General features: G+C 64.2%; 19 protein-coding genes. 11 read left to right on the top strand and 8 right to left on the bottom strand.

Going from position 1 to position 22,874, the window contains the following annotated elements; genetic code table 11:
- From HMI60_RS09990 to HMI60_RS09980, 3 genes are read right to left on the bottom strand one after another with little or no spacing between them, the layout of a single operon-like run.
- On the bottom strand, positions 1–834 hold the full coding sequence (locus HMI60_RS09990; RefSeq protein WP_193591090.1) for an ABC transporter permease: 834 nt from the start codon (positions 832–834) through the stop codon (positions 1–3).
- Complete coding sequence (locus HMI60_RS09985) at positions 831–1,685, bottom strand: ABC transporter permease (protein ID WP_064721934.1); 855 nt, start codon at positions 1,683–1,685, stop codon at positions 831–833. The genes HMI60_RS09990 and HMI60_RS09985 overlap by 4 nt, the downstream gene beginning before the upstream one ends.
- Positions 1,678–2,607: an ABC transporter ATP-binding protein gene (locus tag HMI60_RS09980; RefSeq protein WP_193591089.1), complete on the bottom strand. Its 930-nt coding sequence runs from the start codon at positions 2,605–2,607 to the stop codon at positions 1,678–1,680. Before HMI60_RS09980 ends, HMI60_RS09985 begins: the two co-directional genes overlap by 8 nt.
- A 312-nt stretch (positions 2,608–2,919) precedes the next feature.
- Here HMI60_RS09980 and aqpZ point away from each other — a divergent pair, with 312 nt between their 5' ends.
- The gene (gene aqpZ / locus HMI60_RS09975) at positions 2,920–3,699 is read left to right on the top strand and encodes an aquaporin Z (protein ID WP_227453699.1); all 780 of its coding nucleotides are present in this window, start codon (positions 2,920–2,922) and stop codon (positions 3,697–3,699) included.
- An 86-nt stretch (positions 3,700–3,785) separates the two neighbouring features.
- On the opposite strand, the gene HMI60_RS09970 is transcribed toward aqpZ, so the two are convergent.
- Together HMI60_RS09970 and glyA are read right to left on the bottom strand one after the other, a co-directional pair.
- Positions 3,786–4,679 (bottom strand): bifunctional methylenetetrahydrofolate dehydrogenase/methenyltetrahydrofolate cyclohydrolase, encoded by an 894-nt coding sequence (locus tag HMI60_RS09970; protein ID WP_018777238.1) that lies wholly within the window; start codon positions 4,677–4,679, stop codon positions 3,786–3,788.
- 133 nt (positions 4,680–4,812) lie between these two features.
- Positions 4,813–6,111, bottom strand: a complete 1,299-nt coding sequence (glyA, locus tag HMI60_RS09965; RefSeq protein WP_227453698.1) for a serine hydroxymethyltransferase — start codon at positions 6,109–6,111, stop codon at positions 4,813–4,815.
- A gap of 237 nt (positions 6,112–6,348) precedes the next feature.
- Between glyA and purU the strand changes: the two genes are divergently transcribed.
- From purU to HMI60_RS09950, 3 genes are read left to right on the top strand one after another with little or no spacing between them, the layout of a single operon-like run.
- Positions 6,349–7,200: a formyltetrahydrofolate deformylase gene (purU, locus tag HMI60_RS09960; RefSeq protein WP_193591088.1), complete on the top strand. Its 852-nt coding sequence runs from the start codon at positions 6,349–6,351 to the stop codon at positions 7,198–7,200.
- Between the two features lie 21 nt (positions 7,201–7,221).
- Complete coding sequence (locus HMI60_RS09955; protein WP_193591087.1) at positions 7,222–7,881, top strand: class I SAM-dependent methyltransferase; 660 nt, start codon at positions 7,222–7,224, stop codon at positions 7,879–7,881.
- A gap of 10 nt (positions 7,882–7,891) precedes the next feature.
- Entirely contained in the window at positions 7,892–8,410 is a 519-nt protein-coding gene (locus HMI60_RS09950) for a gamma carbonic anhydrase family protein (RefSeq protein ID WP_018777234.1), read from the top strand.
- Between the two features lie 76 nt (positions 8,411–8,486).
- Here HMI60_RS09950 and HMI60_RS09945 read toward each other — a convergent pair whose 3' ends face one another.
- Together HMI60_RS09945 and HMI60_RS09940 are read right to left on the bottom strand one after the other, a co-directional pair.
- Entirely contained in the window at positions 8,487–10,190 is a 1,704-nt protein-coding gene (locus HMI60_RS09945; protein WP_193591086.1) for an NAD(P)/FAD-dependent oxidoreductase, read from the bottom strand.
- The gene (locus HMI60_RS09940; RefSeq protein WP_064722074.1) at positions 10,187–11,701 is read right to left on the bottom strand and encodes an amino acid permease; all 1,515 of its coding nucleotides are present in this window, start codon (positions 11,699–11,701) and stop codon (positions 10,187–10,189) included. The genes HMI60_RS09945 and HMI60_RS09940 overlap by 4 nt, the downstream gene beginning before the upstream one ends.
- A 110-nt stretch (positions 11,702–11,811) precedes the next feature.
- Between HMI60_RS09940 and alr the strand changes: the two genes are divergently transcribed.
- Positions 11,812–13,044, top strand: a complete 1,233-nt coding sequence (gene alr, locus HMI60_RS09935; protein ID WP_193591085.1) for an alanine racemase — start codon at positions 11,812–11,814, stop codon at positions 13,042–13,044.
- A complete protein-coding gene (locus HMI60_RS09930; protein ID WP_193591084.1) occupies positions 13,034–14,641 on the top strand; it encodes a PucR family transcriptional regulator in 1,608 nt (535 codons plus the stop codon). Before alr ends, HMI60_RS09930 begins: the two co-directional genes overlap by 11 nt.
- Here HMI60_RS09930 and HMI60_RS09925 read toward each other — a convergent pair.
- A complete protein-coding gene (locus HMI60_RS09925) occupies positions 14,638–15,483 on the bottom strand; it encodes a carbon-nitrogen hydrolase family protein (protein WP_079581111.1) in 846 nt (281 codons plus the stop codon). The genes HMI60_RS09930 and HMI60_RS09925 overlap by 4 nt on opposite strands.
- Positions 15,484–15,788: 305 nt before the next feature.
- Here HMI60_RS09925 and HMI60_RS09920 point away from each other — a divergent pair, with 305 nt between their 5' ends.
- The 5 genes from HMI60_RS09920 (at position 15,789) to HMI60_RS09900 (ending at position 22,873) form a co-directional block, all read left to right on the top strand.
- Positions 15,789–16,979 (top strand): ROK family transcriptional regulator, encoded by a 1,191-nt coding sequence (locus HMI60_RS09920; protein ID WP_018777228.1) that lies wholly within the window; start codon positions 15,789–15,791, stop codon positions 16,977–16,979.
- A gap of 130 nt (positions 16,980–17,109) precedes the next feature.
- A complete protein-coding gene (gene mmsA / locus HMI60_RS09915) occupies positions 17,110–18,666 on the top strand; it encodes a multiple monosaccharide ABC transporter ATP-binding protein (RefSeq protein WP_193591083.1) in 1,557 nt (518 codons plus the stop codon).
- 45 nt (positions 18,667–18,711) lie between these two features.
- Positions 18,712–19,983, top strand: coding sequence for a multiple monosaccharide ABC transporter permease (mmsB, locus tag HMI60_RS09910; protein ID WP_018777226.1), 1,272 nt, complete (start codon positions 18,712–18,714; stop codon positions 19,981–19,983).
- A gap of 54 nt (positions 19,984–20,037) precedes the next feature.
- A complete protein-coding gene (locus HMI60_RS09905) occupies positions 20,038–21,135 on the top strand; it encodes a sugar-binding protein (protein ID WP_035733403.1) in 1,098 nt (365 codons plus the stop codon).
- A gap of 286 nt (positions 21,136–21,421) precedes the next feature.
- Positions 21,422–22,873 carry an ABC transporter permease gene (locus HMI60_RS09900; RefSeq protein WP_193591082.1) on the top strand — a complete coding sequence of 484 codons (1,452 nt, stop codon included), beginning with the start codon at positions 21,422–21,424 and terminating at the stop codon, positions 22,871–22,873.
- The last annotated feature ends 1 nt before the right edge of the window (position 22,874 follow it).

Here is a 22,874-nt window from a genome sequence, read left to right as displayed (position 1 = left end):
TCACTTGAGGAACAGCCGGCGCAGCCTTCCGGTGGTCAGCACGATGCCGAGCGCAATCATCACGACGTAGTAGCCCACATGGATGGCCGTGGCCGGGCTGAAAGACCCCACGCTGATCTGCCGCAGCAACTCCACACCGTGCCACAACGGCATGGCCTGGATAAACCACTGGATGACCTGCGGGTAGACGCTGAGCGGGTAGAACGTGGCGCTGAACAGGAACATGGGCAGCAGGAAAAAGTTGATCCAGTCCATTTGCTGGAACGTCTTCATGAAGCTGGTGATGCCCATGCCGAAGCTTGCGAATCCGAAGGCGATCAGCACCGACGCCGGGATGACCAGGAGGGACCACCAACTGGTGAGCAGGCCCATGACACCCATGACCGCGGTGAACCCTGTGGCATAGAGAAGTCCCCGCAGCAACGCCAGGAAGATCTCGCCAATGGCGACATCCAGCGGCCCCAAGGAGGTGTAGAGCATCCCCTGGTAGAGCTTTGCGAAGTTCATCTTGAAGAAGACGTTCCAGGTGGAGTCGTAAACGGCACCGTTCATGGCGGACACGGCGAGGAGTGCCGGTGCGATGTAGGCCGCGTAACTGATTTCCTGGCCGCCGGGGCCTTCGACTGTTCCAACGATTGAGCCCATGCCCACGCCCATGGCCAGCAGGAACAGCACGGGCTCAAAGAACCCGGACACCAGGACCAGCCAGGTACTGCTCTTGGCCGCCATCAGACCACGGCCCACAACAGCCCTTGCGTTGCGGGAGTACAGGGAACCAAACTTGCGTTCGCGGGCATGGTCGGTGGCGCTGTGGCCGCCTGTGAGGACACTCATGAACCCATCCTTTTCACGAACTGCCGGCGCACGAGAACCCAGCCCCCAACGGCAGCCGCCACCAGGAACACCACGTGGGTGATGGTCAGCAACGGCGGTTCATCCAGTCCGTACGTGAACACCCTGCCCAGCTCGGTTCCATGCCAGACCGGCGAAATCCAGCCGATCCAGCGGACAGCCAACGGCAGGGTATCCAACGGGAAGAAGGTCCCGGAGAACAGGAACAAGGGCATCACAATGAACCGCTGCACCAGCGCGAACTGCCCTTTGTCCTGAGTGATGCTTGCCGCATAGGCCATCAGGGGCAGGCCAAAGGACAGCGCCGCCACGGTCGCCACCAGCGCAGAGACCCAGCCCCACGGACTCGGTGAAGCTCCAAAGATGGCCACTACCGCGAAGTAGACCACTGATTGGAGGAGGAAGCGCAGGGAACTCGCCATGATGTGCCCGCTGGCGATCTGCTGCGGAATCAACGGCGAGGCGTGCGGGCCATAGAACACCCGGCGCCATTTGAAGCCATCCATGACGGGGTACGAGAACTCACCGGACGCCGTCATCACCGCTGCGGAGACCAGCAGCGCCGGCGCAACGAATTCCAGGTAGCTGACGCCGCCGAACGCCGACGCGCTGTTGGCGTCCACCAACGTGGCCAGCCCGACTCCCATGGCGAACAAGTACGCAACGGGCTGCCCCACGCTGTAGAGGACCACGGACCAGCCGTAGTTGCGCATCACGCGGAGGACTTGCTCCGCATAGTAGAAGGAACCCCAGCGGCGAGCCCTGGCGGCCGAAACCTGCGGCGAGTGGGCCCGCAAAGGCTGCTCCGTCGTCGTGGTTTGCTTCTCAGTCAACGAGGCTCCTGCCGGTCAGCCGCAGGAACACGTCCTCCAGCGACGAGCGGCGGACCAGCGAGGTCATGGGCCGCAGTCCGCGGGCGGACACCTGCTCCAGCGCGGCCTCGCCGTCGTGCGCGTATATCAGTACGCGGTCCGGGAGGGTCTCCAGCCGCTCACCGATGCCTTCAAGTTCGACGCCGATGGTCGCGTTCCGCTCGGACCCGAACCTGAGCTCGAGTACTTCGCGCGAGGAGTGCTCGCGGATGAGGTTGGCAGGCGAACCCTCCGCCATGATCCGGCCCTTGTCCACCACGATCAGACGGTCACAGAGTTGCTCCGCCTCGTCCATGTAGTGGGTGGTCAGGATGAGGGTGACGCCGCTTTCCTTGAGCCGGAACAACCGGTCCCAGAGGATGTGGCGGGCCTGCGGATCAAGGCCGGTGGTGGGTTCGTCCAGGAGGAGTATGCGGGGCTCGTTGATCAGCGAGCGGGCGATGGTCAATCGCCGCTTCATGCCCCCGGAGAGCGCGTCCACCTTGGAATTGGCCTTGTCAGTCAATTGCGCGAACTCGAGCAACTCGTCCGCCTTCGGACGCAGGTAGCGCAGGGGCAGGCCGAAATAGCGGCCGTACACGATCAGGTTCTCGCGGACCTTGAGTTCTTCGTCCAGGTTGTCCTGCTGCGGCACCACGCCCAGATGCGCCCGTACCTCGGGGCCGTGCGTTTCGGGGTCCAGGCCCATGATGCTCAGCGAGCCCGACGTGCGCTGGGAGACGCCACCGATCATTTTCATGGTGGTGGACTTGCCTGCGCCGTTGGGCCCGAGCAGGCCGAAGGACTCCCCCGCCGGGACGTCGAAGGAGATGTTGTCGACGGCGATGAGGTCACCGTAGGCCTTGGTGAGGTTCCGGGCACTGATGACGGTGGGTCGGTTCATGTCGAAGCCGGGTTGCAACGATTCTGACTGTGTTGGTGACGGTGTCGATGACGGTGTTGGAGACGGTGACGGGGAGCGGATTGCTTCATTGTGCACCCTCAGCAGACTAGTAGCGCCCACCGACATGTGAAAGATGTGTTCCGCAACTTTCTGGATTTAGCCGATGCAGGCACCGGGGACCTGCGCCCGCAACCAGCTGTCCTTCCCGAAAGACAGGCCCGGAATCGCGTCACAAACACGGGAGCAGCCGCACGACGTTCTTGGGGTGAACCGCCCCCAACACAAACAACCTCCAAAACTGAAAGGCTCAGCATGGCCAGCCGCAATACCAAAACCATCCCACGACCCACGGATCCCGGTGCCGGCCCGGCTTTGGTCTCCAGGCTCGGCGCTGAAGCTTTGGGCACATTTATTTTGGTTTTCGGTGGCGTGGGAACTGCGCTGTTCGCAGCAAGCTTCCCGGATCCAGCTAACGCCGTGGGGGTTGGATTCCTGGGCGTGTCCCTGGCTTTCGGCCTGACGGTCGTCGCCGGTGCCTACGCTTTCGGCCACGTCTCAGGCGGGCACTTCAACCCTGCGGTGACGATCGGACTGGCAGTCGCCGGGCGTTTTCCGGCCAAGGACATAGCGGCCTACATTGGGGCGCAGCTTGTGGGCGGCGCGGCAGGCTCCAGCGTGCTGGCCGTCATCGCTGCCGGCGGCTCCGACGGCTTCTTCACTGCCGCCCGGGCAGCCGGATTCGCCTCCAATGGTTTCGGCGACCACTCCCCCGGGGGCTTTGGCCTTGGTTCGGCGCTGATGACCGAATTCGTCCTGACCGCCGTCTTCGTCCTGGTCATCCTTGGCGTCACTGACCGGCGTGCTCAGGCCGGATTCGCCGCCCTTGCCATTGGCCTCAGCCTCACGCTGATCCACCTCATCAGCATTCCCGTGACCAACACCTCGGTGAACCCGGCCCGTTCGATCGCCACGGCCCTGTATGCCGACATCTGGGCACTGGGCCAGCTCTGGGTCTTCATCGTTGCCCCCATCGCCGGAGCCATCGCCGCAGCCGCCCTGTACCGCCTCGTATTCGCAGCGAAAACACCATGACCGAGGTCCGCTAGGGCGCTCCCCGCGGGACGGAAAAGGGCGCCTGCTCCCAACGGGAGCAGGCGCCCTTTCTGCATTCAGCGAGGTTACGCGATGCCGGCCTGGCGTTCGGCGCTCTCCACGACGTTGGCAAGCAGCATGGCACGGGTCATCGGACCCACGCCGCCCGGATTCGGGGACAACCAGGCGGCGACGTCGGCAGCTGCCGGGTCCACATCGCCGGTGACAACAGCCTTGCCGTTGCCGTCGTCCACGCGGCTGACGCCGACGTCGAGCACGATTGCGCCCGGTTTGAGGTCTTCTGCCTTGATCATGTGCGGCACGCCGGCGGCGGCAATCACGACGTCGGCCTGCTTGAGTTCCGCGGGCAGGTCCACGGTTCCGGTGTGGGCCAGGATCACCGTTGCGTTGACTTCCTTGCGGGTCAGCAGCAGTCCGATGGGACGGCCGATGGTCACGCCGCGGCCAACCACCAGGACGCGCTTGCCCTTGAGGTCGATGTCGTGGCGGCGAAGCAGCTCCACACAGCCCTTGGGCGTGCAGGGCAGCGGCGACTTCATTTCACCGTTCACGTTGGCCACCAGGCGGCCAAGGTTCATGGGGTGCAGGCCGTCGGCGTCCTTCTCCGGGTCCATGGCTTCCAGGATGACGTCCTGGTCGATGTGCTTGGGAAGCGGGAGCTGGACGATGTAGCCGGTGCACTCGGGGTTCTCGTTGAGTTCCTGGACGACCTTCAGGAGGTCTTCCTGGGAGATGTCCTCGGGGAGGTCGCGGCGGATGGACTGGATGCCCACCTCTGCGCAGTCCTTGTGCTTGCCGCCGACATACCAGGTGCTGCCGGGGTCGGAGCCCACCAGGATGGTGCCCAGGCCGGGGACGATGCCCTTGGCGGCAAGGGCAGAAACGCGGGTGGTCAGTTCTGCCTTGATGGCGGCGGCGGTGGCCTTGCCGTCAAGGATCTGTGCGGTGGACTGTGTCATTCCATCTGCTCTTTCTGCTGGGAGGCTCATGCCAACGGGACCCGCCGCCGTAGGTGTGGCGGCGGATCCCGTTGGCTCCGGTTCAGTGCCGGGGTAATGCGTGTTCAGCGCTTGTTGTCGCAGGAACCGCTGGTTACCACTGCTCGTGCTGCGGGTACAGCGGGAAGTTGTCGGCGAGCTTGTCGACGCGTGCCTGGAGGGCCTCTGCATCAACGCTGCCGGCGGCGCCCTTTACGAGTGCGGTGGCGATGATGTCGGCAACCTCGGTGAACTCGTCGGCACCGAAACCGCGGGTAGCCAGGGCGGGCGTACCGATGCGGAGGCCGGAGGTGACCATCGGCGGGCGGGGATCGAACGGAACGGAGTTCCGGTTCACGGTGATGCCCACCGAGTGCAGGAGGTCTTCGGCCTGCTGGCCGTCCAACTGGGAGTTGCGCAGGTCAACCAGGACCAGGTGGACGTCGGTGCCGCCGGTCAGGACCGAGACGCCGGCTTCGGCGACGTCGGCCTGGTTGAGGCGGTCAGCGATGACCTTGGCGCCCTCAAGGACGCGCTCCTGGCGTTCCTTGAACTCTTCGCCGCCGGCGATCTTGAAGGCAACGGCCTTGGCTGCGATGACGTGCATGAGCGGGCCGCCCTGCTGGCCCGGGAAGACGCTGGAGTTGAGCTTCTTGGCCCACTCCTGCTTGCCCAGGATCACGCCGGAACGCGGACCTGCCAGGGTCTTGTGGACCGTGGAGGTGACGACGTCGGAGTGCGGCACCGGGCTCGGGTGCAGTCCTGCTGCTACAAGGCCTGCGAAGTGCGCCATGTCGGTCCAGAGGAGCGCACCGACTTCGTCGGCGATGGAACGGAAAGCTGCGAAATCGAGGTGGCGCGGGTAGGCAGACCAGCCTGCGATGATGACCTGCGGCTTCTCGGCGATGGCCTGCTCGCGGAGCTTGTCCATGTCGATGCGGAAGTTGTCCTCTTCCACCTGGTAGGCCGCTACGTTGTAGAGCTTGCCGGAGAAGTTGAGCTTCATGCCGTGGGTCAGGTGTCCGCCGTGGGCCAGGGACAGGCCGAGGATCTTGTCGCCCGGGTTGATCATGGCGGACAGTGCTGCAGCGTTTGCCTGGGCACCGGAGTGGGGCTGGACATTGGCGTATTCGGCGCCGAAGAGTTCCTTGACCCGGTCGATGGCGAGCTGCTCAGCGACGTCGACGTATTCGCAACCGCCGTAGTAGCGGCGGCCCGGGTAACCCTCGGCATACTTGTTGGTCAAGACGGAGCCCTGGGCTTCCATCACAGCGCGGGGGGCGAAGTTTTCGGAGGCAATCATTTCCAGGGTGCCGCGCTGGCGGCCAAGCTCCTGGTCGAGGACTGCTGCGATCTCGGGATCGAGTTCGGCGAGCGACTGGTTGCTGACAGACGCTGAAGTGGTGGTAGTCACGGAGATCTCCTGGCTAGGGAACGGGTGGTGCTACAGGTCAGGCTACCGGCAGCAGCATTCCCGCGTCCCCTTGATGACAGGAGGCATCGGTCACTTGCGTGCGACGGTAAGACATGACCCTCGGCCCAGGCGTACGATCCGTGGTCTTCGTGATTGCCGCTCCCTGGTGGTAGTCCACCCAACGCCAGTTGCGACCCGTTAACAGTACAACAAGGCAGCACCGGTAGGCTTGTCCGTGTGACTGACTCCACCGCTTTTGTTGTGACCCTCTCCTGCCCCGACCGCCCCGGCATCGTGCACGCTGTTGCCGGCGCACTCCTTGACGCCGGGTGCAATATCGCCGATTCGCAACAATACGGAAGCCCCACCACCGGCAACTTCTTCATGCGCGTGGAGGCAACGACGTCGAGCACCCAGGCGGAACTGGCCGCCGCCCTGCGGCCGGTGGCCGAATCCTTCGGCATGACGTGGCAGATCAACCCCGTTGGCCGGAAGGTGCGCACCATCATCCTGTGCTCCAAGGACGCCCACTGCCTCAACGACCTGCTGTTCCAGCAGCGCACAGGCACCCTGCCCATCGAGGTTCCGGCCATCGTCTCCAACCACCGCGATCTGGAGGAACTGGCCAACTTCTACGGCATCCCGTTCCACCACATCCCCGTGACACCGGAAACCAAGCCGCAGGCGGAGGCTGAGCTCCTGAAGCTGATCGCCGAGCACGACGTCGAATTGACCGTCCTGGCCCGGTACATGCAGGTCCTCTCCAACGAACTCTGCACGGAGTTGAACGGCAAAGCCATCAACATCCACCACTCGTTCCTCCCCTCTTTCAAGGGCGCAAAGCCTTACCACCAGGCGCACGCCCGCGGCGTGAAGATCATCGGCGCCACGGCGCACTATGTGACCGCAGACCTGGATGAGGGGCCGATCATCGAACAGGAGGTCATCCGAGTGGACCATGCGCGCACGGCGGCCCAGTTCGTCCAGATGGGCCGCGACGTCGAGGGCCGCACGCTGGCCCAGGCAGTGCAGTGGCACGCCGAGCACCGCGTCCTCCTGGATGGCACCCGGACCGTGGTGTTCAACTAACACCACTCCTAAGCTGGGGGTATGCAGGGCCTTCCTGATCCGGAGCGCGACCTCGCCGTCTATTACGACCGCCATGCCGCCGCACGGAATACCCGCTCGCTGACTCCCCACCGGGTTGAGTGCCGGGAGTGGTTCATCCGGCTGCTCAAGTCCGAACACCGTCGTTCCTTGCTGGAGCTCGGCTGTGGCACCGGTGTTGAAGGCGTGGAGTTCGTCCGTGCGGGGCTGCACTACACGGGTGTGGACCTGTCGCCGGAGAGCGTCCACGTGGCCCGCGCCGCAGGACTCGACGCCTCGGTTGCGAGCGGGCGGGACCTGCCGTTTGCGGATTCGGTCTTCGAAGCGGCGTGGACCATGAGCACGCTGTTACATGTCCCCAACAGCGGGATTCACGACGTCGTCCGCGAACTCGTGCGGGTCACCGCACCGGGTGCGCCAATCGCCGTCGGACTCTGGTCCGGTGACGACGACGAAGTTCTGAACCCGGAGGACCTGGAAGAACCGCGGCGTTTCTTCAGCCGCCGCAGTGACGAAACCGTGCGGCGGATTTTTGGGGAACACGGCGTGGTGGAGCATTTCCGAACGTGGCCGGAAGGTGTGGGCGTTGAGTCCGGCCCCGGCGCGGGAAACTGGGAGCAGCACTACCAATTCCTGGTGCTCCGCACCCCTTCAGCCAACTAGGCTGGGCTTCATGGCTCCTTCTTACACTTTTGCCGGGGACACTCCGGACATCCATGAAACCGCCTTCGTGGCGCCCACCGCGTCCATCATTGGCAAGGCCACCTTGGCCCAGGATTCCAGCGCTTTCTACGGCGTCTCCGTCCGCGCTGATACAGCCGCGATCAAGGTGGGGGCGGGTTCCAACCTGCAGGACAACGTGGTCCTTCACGCCGATCCCGGTTTTCCCTGCACCGTCGGCGAGCGCGTCTCCGTCGGGCACAGCGCTGTGGTCCACGGCTGCACAGTGGAGGACGACTGCCTCATCGGCATGAGTGCCACCATCCTCAACGGCGCGGTGATCGGCACGGGTTCCCTCATTGCGGCCGGCGCCGTCGTGTTGGAAGGCACCGTCATTCCCCCGCGCTCCCTCGTAGCGGGCGTTCCTGCCAAAGTCCGCCGCGAATTGACGGACGAAGAATTCGAGGGCGTGAAGCACAACGCCGCCCACTACAAGGAACTCGCAGCGGCGCACCGGGACATGCACGCTTAACGCCGAATGCGAGGCCCGCTCTGCGTCCCCTGCGATGGGTTTGGGGCGTAGAGCGGGCCTCGCAATGCAAAAGGGACTAGTCCAAGCTGATCGGGCCGAGCTCGTCCAGCAGGTCACCCGGGCCGGGGTTTCCGGCGGCGGACGAGCCACCCAGGTGGTTCACCACGCCCCAGACGGCATTCAGGCCCGTGGTGACGGCGCCCTCGGCCCACCCGGCGGTGAAGGACACGTCATCACCGGCGAGGAAGATGCCGCGCTGGTTCCCGGGCAGTTTGTCCTGCTTGAAGTGCGTGAACAGCCGCTGCTGGTAGCGGTAGTGTCCGGGCAGGTTGGCCTTGAAGGCCCCCATGAAGTTGGGGTCCGCTTCCCAGGAGACGGTGATCGGCTGCCCCACAATGTGGCTCGCGATGTCAACGCCCGGATAGATCTGCTCCAGCGAGTGGAGCATCAACTTGACGCGCTCCTCCGCAGTGAGTGCGAGCCACTTCAGGGCGTCGTCGTTCCACGTGTAGGACAGGAGGATGACAGCGGGCTTGTCCGGGCCGTCGTCGAGCAAGTACGTTGCCCGGTTGAGGCGGTCGGTGAGGGTCATGGACAAGACTTCACGCCCGGTCTCCGGGTCGATGTCCTTCCAGAACGGCCGGTCCACCATCACGAAGGTCTTGGACGACTGCATGTAGTGCGAGCGTTCGATCGCGGTCCACATCTCCGCGGGGAACAGTGCCTCTTCGGTGTGGATACGGGTGGAGAGCAGCCACGACTGGCATGTGGTGACCACGGCCTGGTAGCTGGCTTCGCGTCCCCAGTTTTCCCGCACCACGAGGTCGCCGTTCTCTGCCCGGCGGATGTTGTCCACGGCACCGCGCGGCGAACCTGAGTGCAGGGAGGCCAGCGAGGTTCCTTCCGGCCAGTGCTTCAGGCCCGACGGCGCGTGGTTCCAGAGTGCCTCCGGGAGCCTTTGCGCGCCTCCCGAAATGGAGCGGTGCTGGTCGTCGGCGTCGGTGTATACGACGCGCAGGATCTCAAGGATGGAGTTGGGGAAGTCGGTGTCCCAACCGCCCGTGCCGAAGCCGACCTGGCCGAATGCCTCGCGGTGGGCGAAGCCGGCTTCCTTGAAGGACTTGCTGGCAGCGATGAAGCCGTAGAAGGTCTGCTCGTCGAGTTCGGGCAGGAGCGCGTTCCAGAGTTCCTTGATCCGCTTGGTGTCCCGGGCCTTGATGGCTTCCTGCATCTCCGCGAAGGCTGCGCCATCGTTGATCGCGGCTTTCCAGGCATCGGCAACTTCGCGGAAGAACACGGGCAGTTCGTCGGCGGTGGTGGCGTAATGCTTCTTGCCGGCGAGCTCGATCACAGTGCTGGATGTTGCCGGTGCCATGGGGTTGGGGAAATCGTTGGTGTCCAGCCCCAGGAGGTCCACGTAGTGGTAGAACGCCTTGCCGGAAACCGGGAAGCGCATGCCGCCGAGGTCGGCTACGACGCCGGGCGCCGACGGGAAGCTCGCGGTCCGGAGCCGGCCACCGATCTGGTCGGCCTCGTAAATGACCGGTTTGAGGCCAAGCTTCATGAGTTCGTAGGCGGTCACGAGTCCTGAGAGGCCCGCACCGATAACGGCGACTTCGGTGCCGTACATTTCCTCCGGGACGGAGCCAAGCCCGTCCGGGTGTGCCAGGTAGTGGTCGTAGCTGAAGGGGAAGTCCGGGTTCAGCATGGTGATCGGCGCTTCACTGGCGCCGGGTGCTGCGGGTTCCCCGGCGACGGGAAGTTCGGTGGCGATGGTCATGGTTTTGCTGCTTTCACAGGTTCCGGGCTCATGGCCCTGGTGGTCATTTCACGGTAGTCCTGCTCGCTGAGCGCGGCTACCTTGGAGTTCCGGCGTCCATAGCCGAAGTAGACGGCGATGCCCACCAGCATCCACACCCCAAAGGTGATCCAGGTATCTGCGCCGAGGTTGAGCATCAGGTAGGCGCACATCAGGGCGCCCAGGATCGGCGTGACCGGGTATAGGGGAACGCGGAAGCTTCGCTCGAGGTCCGGGCGGTTGCGTCGCAGGTAGATCACGGCGACGTTGACCAGGGCAAAGGCAAACAGCGTGCCGATGCTGGTGGCGTCCGCCAGCGCGCCCAGCGGGACAAGGCCCGCAGTGAGGGCGACGGCGGTGCCGATGATGAGCGTTCCCGCCACCGGAGTGCCGGTCCGCGGGGAGACGCGGCCGAAGATTTTGGGCACCATGCCGTCGCGGGACATGGACAGCATGATGCGCGTCTGGCCGTAGAGGACCGTCAGGACGATGCTGGCGATGGCGAGCACAGCACCGATGGAGAAGACCAGGGCGATCCAGGGCTGGCCGGTGATCTCGTGCAGGATCTGCACCAGGGCCGCTTCTGTACCATCGAACCATCCCCACGGGCGGGCACCGATAGCGGCCACGGATACGAGGACGTAGATGCTGGTGACGATCACCATGGACAGCATGATGGCCCTGGGAAGGTCACGCTTGGGGTTCCTGGCCTCTTCCCCTGCCGTGGACGCGGCGTCAAAGCCGATGTAGGAGAAGAAGACGCTGGAGGCCGCTGCCGAAACACCTGCGGCGCCCATGGGCAGCAGGGGCTCGAAGTTGCCGGCATTGAAAGCCGTGAAAGCCACTGCGCAGAAGAAGATCAGGATGCCCACCTTGATGATGACAATCGCTGTGTTGATCCACGCACTCTCGCGGGCGCCCCTGACCAGCAGGATCATGGCGAAGACCACGATCACCACGGCCGGTATGTTGACCAGGCCGCCATCCCCCGGAGGTTGGGACAACGCGTCCGGAAGGACCTGCCCAAAGGCGGCCAGGGTCTCATTGACGTACTGTCCGGCGCCGACGGCAACTGCTGCCACGGAGACGGCATACTCCAGCACCAGGCACCAGCCGCAGATCCACGCCATGCCCTCACCCATGGTGGCGTAGGAGTACGAGTAGCTTGACCCGGCAACCGGCACGAGGCCTGCCATCTCGGCATAGGAAACAGCGGAGAGGAGCGCAGCAAGGCCGGCGATGACAAAGGAGATCCAGATGGCCGGACCTGCCAGCGGAACGGATTCGCCGAGAATGACGAGGATGCCGGTGCCGAGCGTGGCACCAACGCTGATCATGGTCAGCTGCAGCACGCCGAAGCTGCGGACCAGCGGAGTGCCGCCTTCGCCGCTGCCGGACTCGCTGACCATCTGCCCAATGGGCTTTCGGCGCAGCAACTGGGCTCCGAGGCTCGGCCTCGCAGCGCCCACCGCCGCTGGATTTTCGGTGTTCACAGGCACAGTCACCCTTGACGTCCCTTCAAAGTAGTTTCGATTTCCCCTCCACAAGACTGGCATGTGAGCCACCTCTCACCGCGGTGCAAAATGACCTATAGTGTTCAACCATGAGACGTAATGCACACTATCAAGAGGCTGCCCCAGCGGCCCTCTCCGGACAGGTCACCGTTGACCTGTCCGCCATTTCAGACAACGTCAAGGCCCTGAAACAGCGCACCGAGGCGCCGTTCTTCATGGCCGTGGTGAAGGGCAACGCCTATGGGCACGGCCTGGTGGAAGTCGCCCAAACTGCTGCCGATGCCGGGGCCGGTTGGTTGGGAACAGCCCAACTCACGGAAGCCATCGCCCTCCGCAAAGCAGGCATCACCCTACCCATCCTTTCCTGGCTCTATCTGGCATCCCAGACAAGTGCCACCATTCTCGAGGCGCTGGAAAACGACATCGACGTGTCCCTCGGGAGCGTTGGCCAACTGGAGGTCCTGGCGGGTATCGCCAGCCGCCTTGGCCGCCCCGCCGTCGTCCATCTCGAACTGGACAGCGGCCTCAGCCGTGGCGGCGCGCGCAAGGAAGACTGGGCGGAACTCGTGGCGCACGCGCGGCAAGCCGAAATCGACGGGACCCTCCGCGTCCGCGGCCTCTGGACCCACCTGGCCTGGGCCGATGTCCCGGCACACCCTGGCAACGCAGCCGCCGTCGCCGAGTTCGAGGACGCCGTCCGTGAAGCCCGTGACGCCGGGCTGGCCCCCGAACTGCGGCACGTTTCCAGCTCCGCCAACATCCTGGACCGCCCCGAATTCCACTTCGACATGGTCCGCGCAGGGCTGGCAATCTATGGCCTCGCTCCGGCGGACCACCTCAACCCGGCGGACTTCGGGCTGCGCCCGGCGCTGAGCGTGACTGCGCCGCTGGTCATGGTGAAAAAGGTCCCAGCGGGCACCGGGGTCAGCTACGAACACCAGGCCATCACCTACGAACCCCGGTACCTGGGGCTCATCCCGCTCGGCTACGCGGACGGCATTCCCAAGGGCATCAGCGGACGCTCGGTGGTGAACATCGCTGGCCGCAGCGTGCCGGTAATCGGCAAGGTCTGCATGGACCAGTTCATGGTGGACCTTGGGCCGGATGCGTCCGGAATCGCCGTGGGAGACACCGCCGTACTGTTCGGCGATCCCTCCAGCGGAGCGGCGAGCGCCGACGACTGGGGTGCCGCGATCGGCAGCCATGGAGACGAGATCATCAACAGGATCGCACCGCGCCTCCCCCGCGCCTACTCGACAACCGCCTACCAGTGCCCCGACTACCAGGAGCCGGCAGCCGCCGGGCAAGGCAATGTCGCCTGAGCCCGCCACCGCCCGCCTGAGCTTCGTCACGCTTGAGCAGTTCCTGGAGCAGCTGCCGCCCGAGTTGAAAATGATTCACGACGGCGGCAGCGGCGGCTCGCTGCTGCGGTGGGTGGAACCCAGTGAGCTCGAAGACCCCACGCCCTACCTGCCCGAGGGCGAATTCCTCCTCACCGCCGGGCTGCCCTTCCTTGGGGAGGGCGGCACGGCGGCGAAGGTGGACGCCTACGTCCGCCGGCTCGTGGACGCCAAGGTCGCTGCACTGGGGTTCGGCATCAGACCCTACTTCGACGCCGTACCTGAGGCCCTGGTCGAAGCGTGCCGCACCCACGACCTCACCCTTTTCGAGGTACCGGAGTCCGTCCCGTTCGCCGCGATCGGTCTTGAATTCTCGCAGCTTCTGGAGACAGACAACGCACGCGTTTTCCGGCAGCTCGCCGAGACCAACCGGCAGCTCATGCGCGCGGTCCTCTCCCCCAGGCCGGAACACGAACTGCTGGCAGCCCTCGTCCAGCGCGTACCGGTGTGGGCGCTGCTGGTGGGGGCGGACGGGCGGGTCAGGGCACGCGGGCACAATGCCGGCGGCAGCAACGGCGTCGAGCATTCACTGCTGGCACCGATGCTGGAGCGGCTGCTGTCCGGCAGCGGTCCCCGCGTGGAGATGGACAGCTTTGAGCAGCCGGGATCGGCGCTGGTGTTCGGGCACCCCCTGCGGAGTACCAAGGACGCGAACCTTGGCGCGTTGATCCTTGGTTCGGACGCGCCGCTGACACCTGCGCAGAACAACGTGGTGCAGTCGGCCGTGGGGTTGCTGGAACTGCTGGTGCGGCAACGAACCAGCGGATCCCTGGCTCCGAGCCAGCTCGCCACCGCGGTGTTGCTGCATCCGGACTCCCTGGCTACCGGCGGGACCAAGCACGTCAACGGCCTCAAGGACCTGCTGGCACAGAGTTTGTCGTCCACCAGGTCGGCGCAGATGCGGGTGGTGCAGGGTGTCAGGGTGGATGGGGCGGCCGACGATGGTCCCGTCCGCGAGGTGCTCCAATGGCGGCGTCTGCTCGACACCAAGCTGGTGGAGATCACCGAGTACGGTTTCGCGGCGATCACCCGTTTGAGGGTCGATGATTCGCTGCTGGCCGACATCGAAAAACTGGGCTGGCGCCTGGTGATTGGCGAACCGACGGAACTTCACGGGCTCTCAGCGGCCTACCAGCGGGCAAGCTCCCTGCGGTCCCGGGTTGTCTCCAGTGGCATGAGCGCACGCGTGGACGAAGTGACGTGGTCGGTCACCGGCCTTCTGGGACGCGAAGCGGGGACCATGCTGGCCGAGCGGCTTCTGGCGCCCGTGCTGGCGTTGGAACCGGACCGCAGGGATCCGATGCTGTCCGTGCTGCGGGGATGGCTCAGCGAAAACGGAAGTTGGGACGGCTCCGCCAAATTGCTCGGCCTGCACCGGAACAGTGTGCGCCGGCAGATCGGCGTCCTCGGGGAGCTGCTGGACATGGACCTCAACCAGGCGCAGGTACGGGCAGAGTTGTGGTTCGCGCTGCAGTACGTGGACGGGTTTGTGACGGCGGACCGGGAGGCCACTGCCTAGGCCTGCTGCTCCCACTCGCTGTACAGTTCCGGCCTGCGTTCACGCAGGTACGGGACTTCGTCACGGGCGGCCTTGACCGTTTCCGTACCGACCTCCGCGAACAACAACGCTGCGCCCTCCCCTGCGGCGGCGAGCAGCGAACCGTCAGGACCGGCCACCACGCTGCCGCCCAGGAAGTTGTAGATGTCCTCGTGGCCGGAATGGTTGGCGTAGGCCACGTTGAGCTGGCTTTCCAATGCCCTGGCGCGGATGAGCACTTGCGGCACGTTCTCGAACCCGGCGGAAAGAGCTGTCGGCACCAGCAGGAGTTCAGCACCGCGGGTGGCCGCGGCACGCACTGCCTCAGGGAACTCGACGTCGTAGCAGATCAGCATCGACGTGCGGATTCCGTTGAAATCCACGACGGCGGGAGGTACGTGGGCGCCGACGAACGCCTTGTGTTCCTCCGGACCGAAGAGGTGGACCTTGGCGTAATTGAGGATTTCATCGCCCGAAGCGTCCAGCAAAGTGGCCGTGATGTGCCAGGCGTCGCCGGCCAAAGCCGGCTGCGCGGCGTCGTCGTGTGCTGCCTCCTTGGGGGCGACGGCCGGCAGGCTGTAGACCAAGCCAATGCCGTGAGTGCGCGCGATCCCGGCCAAGCGTTCGCGAACTGCCGGCAAAGTGGCGGGGTCCAACTCGGCATGCAGGCGCAGTGGCGCGTAACCAACAGGGAACAGCTCCGGGGTGAGCAGCAGAGCAGCTCCCGCGCTGGAAGCACGCTGGGCTGCGTCCTCGATTGTGCGCAGGTTGGCGTCCACGTCCATGACGGAGGCGTTCGCCTGCAGGATTGCGAGCAGCATCATTACCACCTTGTTTCACCTGATCCCTGCCGTCCGTGGGCATGGGACATCTTCTTGGTTCAAGCCTAGGCTTAGCTCCGTTGCATGCGGCGATGCAATTGGACCTGCGGGCCGCGAACCCGGGACGCATTGCACGCGCCTCCCTGTTGCGGGGCCCGCTCTGCGCCTAAAAAGTTGGGGATAGGGCGCATATCGGGCCTCACAAGGGGTACTTAGAGAGTGTCCTTGCGTTGGAGTATGTCAGTGATGCTTGACTCGCTGTGTTCACTTCTTGACTACAACGCATCTTCTGGGGCAATCTTCTTGTCATGCCCGCTACGCAGCGCTCAACGAAGAGCCACCCAAGAAAACCCGGCTCGCAGTCCGCGCTCCGCCACCTCAATCAGCAGCGCATCATCGAGTGCTTGCTGAGCGGACCGTCCACGCAAGCCGAGCTTTCGCGGCAGACCGGCCTCTCCACCGCCACGATCTCGAACATCGTCAAAATCATGCAGGACGCCGGCCTGGTGTCCACCGAACCGACCACGAGCTCCGGCCGCCGCGCAACCAACGTACGGCTGAACAGCAACGGGGCTGTCGCCGTCGGAATCGACTTCGGACGCCGCCACCTGCGGGTGGTTCTGGCCTCGCTGGGTTACCACGTTATTGCCGAGGACTACATCGAGTTGCCCTTGGGTCACCAGGCGGAAGAGGGCATCGCCGCTGCGGTCCGCCTGCTGGAGAAACTGCTCCGTGAGAACGGCATCGACCGAACGGCCGTAGTCGGAGCAGGAGCCGGCATTCCCGGCCCGATCGACCGCAGATCCGGCACCGTCGCGCAAGGCGCCATCCTTCCCGAATGGGTGGGCATCGACATCCTCCACAGGCTGGAGGAAGCACTGAATTGCCCCGTCTTTGTTGACAACGACGCCAATCTTGGCGCGCTGTCCGAAGTGACCTGGGGACCGCACAGCGGGGTCTCCAACCTCATGTTCCTCAAGATCGGTTCGGGCATTGGCGCCGGCCTGATCCTCAACGGATTCCCGTACTACGGCAACGTCGGCATCACCGGTGAAATCGGCCACGCGACGATCCATGAACACGGCCTCGTGTGCCGCTGCGGGAACCGGGGTTGCCTGGAAACGATAGCGTCCACCACCACCATGATCGAGCTGTTGGGCCGCGGCCAGGAGACATTGCTGACGCCCCAGGACATCGTGCGCAATTGCCTCGCCGGGGACTCCGCGACACAGCGCGTCGTGGACGACGCCGGCCTGGCCGTGGGACGTGCACTGGGGAACGTTTCCAACCTGATCAACCCCGAGGTCATCGTTGTCGGTGGCCCGCTGGCTGGTCTTGGCGACCTGCTCCTGGACCCCATCCGCAGGGGCCTGGTACGCCATGCCGTGCCCGTGGTGGGCGAGACGACGCACCTGGCAATGTCCTCCCTCGGCGCCCGGGCAGAGGCCCTCGGAGCGGCCGCTTTGGTGTTCCAGCACGCCGGTATTACTGGTAGGTAACGAAATCGTTAGCTGGATCATGCGTTCAAGTCTTGACGACAAGATAGGTGATCCAGTTTACTTTTTCATCAGACAGCTCCGCCGTTTGCGGGGCCGACAACGAAGTCATGCATTGGAGGCGTAAGGGCTGATGACAACCCTCGACACGCAAGGCGAGCCCATCCTTTTGGAGATGCGCTCCATCACCAAGGAATTCCCTGGAGTGAAAGCCTTGTCGAACGTAAGCCTGCGCGTAATGGCCGGCGAGATCCACGCAATCTGTGGTGAGAACGGTGCAGGCAAATCCACGCTGATGAAGGTCCTGTCCGGGGTCTACCCCTACGGCAGCTACACCGGCGACATCGTGTACCAGGCCGAGACGCAGCAGTTCAAGGACATCCGCGCCAGTGAAGCGGCCGGCATCGTGATCATCCACCAGGAACTGGCACTGATCCCGGAACTGTCCATCATGGAGAACATCTTCCTGGGCAACGAACCGACGAAGTGGGGTGTCATTGACTGGGCCGAGGCCCGTAAGCGTTCCCTCGAACTCCTTGCCCGGGTAGGCCTCCGCGAAGACCCGGACACCCCCATCAAGGAAATCGGCGTCGGCAAGCAGCAGCTGGTGGAAATCGCCAAGGCGCTGAACAAGTCCGTGAAGCTCCTGATCCTGGACGAGCCCACCGCAGCACTGAACGAATCGGACTCCCAGCACCTGCTGGACCTGATCCTTGGCCTCAAAGGCCGCGGCATCACCTCGATCATCATTTCCCACAAGCTCAACGAGATCGAACAGATCGCGGACGAGATCACCATCATCCGCGACGGCAAGTCGATCGAAACGCTGAACGTCAAACGCGATGGCGTGGATGAGGACCGCATCATCAAAGGCATGGTCGGCCGGACGCTCGAGTCCCGGTTCCCGGACCACGAGCCCAAAATCGGCGAAGTCTTCTTCGAGGTCAAGGACTGGACAGTGGGTCACCCCCAGATCCAGGACCGCCTGATCTGCAAGGGATCCAGTTTCTTTGTACGCCGCGGTGAGATCGTCGGCTTCGCAGGCCTTATGGGCGCCGGCCGCACGGAACTTGCCAGGTCGGTCTTCGGCCACTCCTACGGCCGGTTCATCAAGGGCCAGATCTACAAGGACGGCAAACCGATCCAGCTCCGCAGCGTCAGGGCAGCGATCGACGCCGGACTCGGCTACGTGACCGAAGACCGGAAGTCGCTCGGGCTGAACCTGCTGGACGACATCAAGACGACCACCGTTGCGGCCAACCTTCGCGCCATCAGCAACTACACCGTAGTTGATGACCGCAAGGAGTTCAGCGTCGCGGAGGAATACCGGAAGTCGCTTCGGACCAAGACCCCATCGGTTGAAGAGGGCGTAGCCAAACTCTCCGGTGGCAACCAGCAAAAGGTGGTGCTGGCCAAGTGGATGTTCACCGACCCGGACCTCCTGATCCTGGATGAACCCACCCGCGGCATTGACGTGGGCGCCAAATACGAGATCTACGGCATCATCCAAAGGCTGGCCGACCAGGGCAAGGGAGTGATTGTCATTTCCTCGGAGCTTCCGGAGCTCCTGGGCCTGTCCGACCGTATCTACACCATCTTCGAAGGCGCCATCACCGGCGTCCTGGACAAGAACGAAGCAAGCCAGGAAAGCCTCATGAAGCTGATGACTTCCTCCCGCAAAGCAGCCTGACCCTTTGGCCCAGCCCCGCCCCTTCCTGACACAAGGACCAAAACAATGAACGCGCTCAAGAAGCTATTTGGTGGCAATACCCGCCAGTTCGGCATGATCTTCGCCCTGGTGGCACTTATCGTCTTCTTCCAGATCTTCACGGACGGCCGCACGTTGACGCCCGGCAACGTGATCAACCTGTTCAACGGCAACTCTTACATCCTCATCCTGGCCATCGGCATGGTCCTGGTTATCATCGCCGGCCACATCGACCTCTCCGTGGGATCCGTGGCAGCATTCGTGGGCGTGTTCGTGGCCCTCGCAATGCGTGACTGGGGCCTGCCCTGGTGGGCCGGTGTGCTCTTCGGGCTGCTCCTTGGTGCCGTGATCGGTGCCTGGCAAGGGTTCTGGGTGGCATACGTCGGCATACCCGCGTTCATCGTGACGCTGGCCGGCATGCTCCTGTTCCGCGGCTTCAACCAGTTTGTCGGCAAGTCCAACACCATCCCGGTCTCCAAGGACTTCCAGTACCTCGGTTCCGGCTACCTTCCGGAGATCGGCCCGAACACCGGCTTCAACAACCTCACCTTGCTCCTCGGCATCGTTGCTGCAGCATTCGTCGTCATCATGTCGCTGCGTGCCCGCGCTGCCAACAAGGCTTTGGGCGCAGACGTTCCCGAGCTCTGGGTTGAGGTCACCAAGCTGGTCCTCATCTGCGGAGCGATCCTCTACGCCACGTACTTGTTCGCCACCGGCCGCCCCGGAACGTCCTTCCCCATCCCCGGCCTGATCCTGGCCGTCCTGGTCCTCATCTACGGTTTCATCGCAGACAAGACGGTCCTTGGCCGCCACGTCTACGCTGTGGGTGGCAACCGCCACGCAGCCGAGCTGTCCGGCGTGCAGTCCAAGAAGGTCAACTTCATGGTCATGATGAACATGTCCGTCCTGGCAGGCCTGGCCGGCATGATCTTCGTTGGCCGCTCCACGGCATCGGGCCCGTTCGATGGCGTTGGCTGGGAACTGGATGCCATCGCAGCCGTCTTCATCGGTGGCGCAGCCGTTACCGGTGGCGTCGGTACCGTGATCGGCTCGATCGTCGGTGGCCTTGTCATGGCCGTCCTCAACAACGGCCTGCAGCTTCTGGGCGTCGGCGCCGACCTCACCCAGATCATCAAGGGCCTGGTGCTCCTGGCCGCAGTTGCCTTCGACGTCTACAACAAGTCCCAGGGCAAGCGTTCGATCACCGGTTTGCTGCTGAAGAACTTCCAGCGCAACAACAACGAACTCAAGCCCGACGAAACCACCTCCACCAAAGAGGTCATCTCCAAGGAAGCGTAATCCCGCTTCCGCTCGACTCGCTCCACCCCACCCACACAGAAAGTGAACCAAGATATGCGAATGTTTGGTAAAGCAGGAAAGGCAGCAGCAGTCGCTGCCATCGCGGCACTGGCGCTGACAGCCTGCGGCCGCACTGACAGCGGCTCAAGCAGCAGCACGGCAGGCGGGGAAGCGTTCCCCAAGGACTCGCTGATCGGCGTCGCACTTCCGCAGAAGACCAGTGAAAACTGGGTCCTCGCGGAGAAGCTGTTCAACGATGGCCTCTCCGGCGCCGGCTTCAAGGCCGACGTCCAGTTCGCCAACGGCGGCGTGTCCGAGCAGCAGAACCAGATCAGCGCCATGGTCACCAAGGGTGCCAAGGTCATCATCGTGGGAGCCATCGACGGCGCCCAGCTGGGTACCCAGCTTCAGCAGGCCAAGGACTCCGGCGCCACCGTTATCGCCTACGACCGTCTGCTCCTGAACACGGACAACGTGGACTACTACGTGGCCTACGACAACTTCAAGGTCGGTGTCCTGCAGGGCCAGGCGTTGCTGGACGGACTGAAGGCCAAGAAGCCTTCCGGCCCGTACAACATCGAGCTCTTCGCCGGTTCCCCGGATGACGCCAACGCCAAGGTCTTCTTCGACGGCGCCATGAGCGTCCTGAAGCCGAAGATCGACGACGGCACCCTCAAGGTAGTCTCCGGCCAGACCTCCTTCGAGCAGGCCGTTACCCAGGGCTGGAAGGCAGAAAACGCACAGCGTCGCGCTGACACGCTGCTCACCGGCAGCTACGGCACCGCTTCGCTCGACGGCGTCCTGTCCCCGAACGACACCCTGGCCCGTGCAGTGCTGACGTCAGTCAAGGCCGCCGGCAAGCCGCTGCCCGTGGTCACCGGCCAGGACTCCGAAGTTGAGTCCGTGAAGTCCATCATGGCCGGCGAGCAGTACTCCACCATCAATAAGGACACCCGCAAGCTCGTTGAGCACGCCATCACCATGGTGAAGGACCTCCAGGCCGGCAAGCAGCTGGAGATCAACGACAAGGACTCCTACAACAACGGCGTCAAGACCGTTCCTGCGTTCCTCCTGCCGCCGCAGATCGTTACGGCTGAGAACGTCAAGACGGCTTACGTCGACGATCCGGTACTCGGCCCGATCACCAAGTAACACCCGAGCACCAAGTAATACAGCAAGCCCCGGTCCGCCAGCAGGCGGGCCGGGGCTTTCGCTTGCTCAGGTTCTGCTGGATCATCGAGCCCCCGGGGCGGGCCAGAGACCCGGAATTCGGGGTTCCGGGTAACAGCGAATGTGAATGATCCAGCAGAATTCGTGACCCCAGGCTTTCACAGCCCACACATAGCTTCGGCTGGAGTGCCGCACAGCAGCGCTCAGCAATGTTGGACCTGCAGCCCGCGTCCCGTGGGCCACGAACTTGCAGGTCCAGAGGAGAAACGTGAGCGTCCTTGCCCGAAGCGTAGGCAATGCCTTCCGCAACAAAATCAGAACAGCGGCGGTGGTCGCCGTCCTCGCCGTAGCGATCGGGCTGGCTTTGGCCATGCTCGTGGCCAACCAGGCGGTGGGCGCCAAAGTGCAGGAGCTCAACGCCTCCGTAGGCACCACCCTGACGGTCAACCCGGCGGGCGGGCAAGGCTTCGAAGGCGGCGGCGAACCCCTCACGACGGCGGAAGCCGGGACCGTGGCGTCGGTCGCCAATGTCACCTCGGTAGTCGGAACCAAGGCCCTGCGCCTGCAGACTGCAACGACAGGAACCACAGGAACCACGCAGCAGGCGGCTCCTGGAGGCGGCTTCGGCCCTGGAGGCCAGCAGGCTACGGTCAGCACCAACCTGACAGCGGCCATCGACGCCGGCACCCTGGGCAACCGCAACAATGCCAACGGAAATTCGGGAACGGGCACCACCGCCCTGCCCGCCCGGGCCCTTCCGATCACGGCAACGGGCATCGGTGCGGAGGTCGACAGCACCGGCAAAGCACTGAATATCACCAGCGGCACCGGGCTGGGCGATTACACGGCTGCCGGTGGGAAGGCCCTGGTAGGCACGTCCTTGGCGGAAAAGAACAGCCTGAGTGTCGGGTCCACCTTCACCGTGCAGGACAAGACGTTCACAGTGGCCGGTATCTTCGACGCCGGCACCGCGTTCGGCAACAATGCCGTCTACCTGACGCTCCCCGAAGCCCAGACCCTGGCGTCAACACCGGACGAGCTCTCCAGCATGATCGTCACGGTCAACAGCATGGAGAACGTCGACAGCACCAAAACGGCCGTCCAATCGGCTCTCGGCACGGATAAAGCCGACGTCACCCAAGGCCAGCGCAACCTTGAAACAGCCGTCAGCTCCTTGGACAGCGTGAAGAGCATTTCCATGGTCGCCTTCATTGCGGCCCTCGCCACGGCGGGGATCATCATCCTGCTCATCATGGTCATGCTGGTCCGTGAACGCCGCCGCGAAATCGGCGTGCTGAAAGCCATCGGTGCTCCCAACCGCACCATCGGCCTGCAATTTGTCCTCGAGTCCCTGGTTCTCGTTGCCATGGGCAGCGTAGTGGGCGCGGTGATTGCATCGTTCGCCAGTGGCGGCATCGCCTCGGCACTGATCAGTTCAAACACAACCACGACGGCGGCCCCCACCAACCAGCGCGGCGGCGGCCTTGCCGGCGCCATGCCAAACGGGGCGGTACCCGGTGGTGGCGGCTTCCCCGGCGGCGGGCAGGGAGGTCCGTTTGGCGGGGCCTCACAGTTGCTCAGCTCCGTCACGGCCAGCGTCTCCCCCGGCGTCCTCGCGGCCGGCATCGCCGCAGTGTTCGCCGTCGCCATCATCGGTGCGCTGGTTCCGGCGCTGCTGACCGCCCGCATCCGTCCCATCGAAGTACTCCGAGGAGAATAGC

The organism is Paenarthrobacter sp. YJN-D, from assembly GCF_015040335.1.
Classification (GTDB): domain Bacteria; phylum Actinomycetota; class Actinomycetes; order Actinomycetales; family Micrococcaceae; genus Arthrobacter; species Arthrobacter nicotinovorans.
This window is presented reverse-complemented; position numbering and strand designations above follow the sequence as displayed.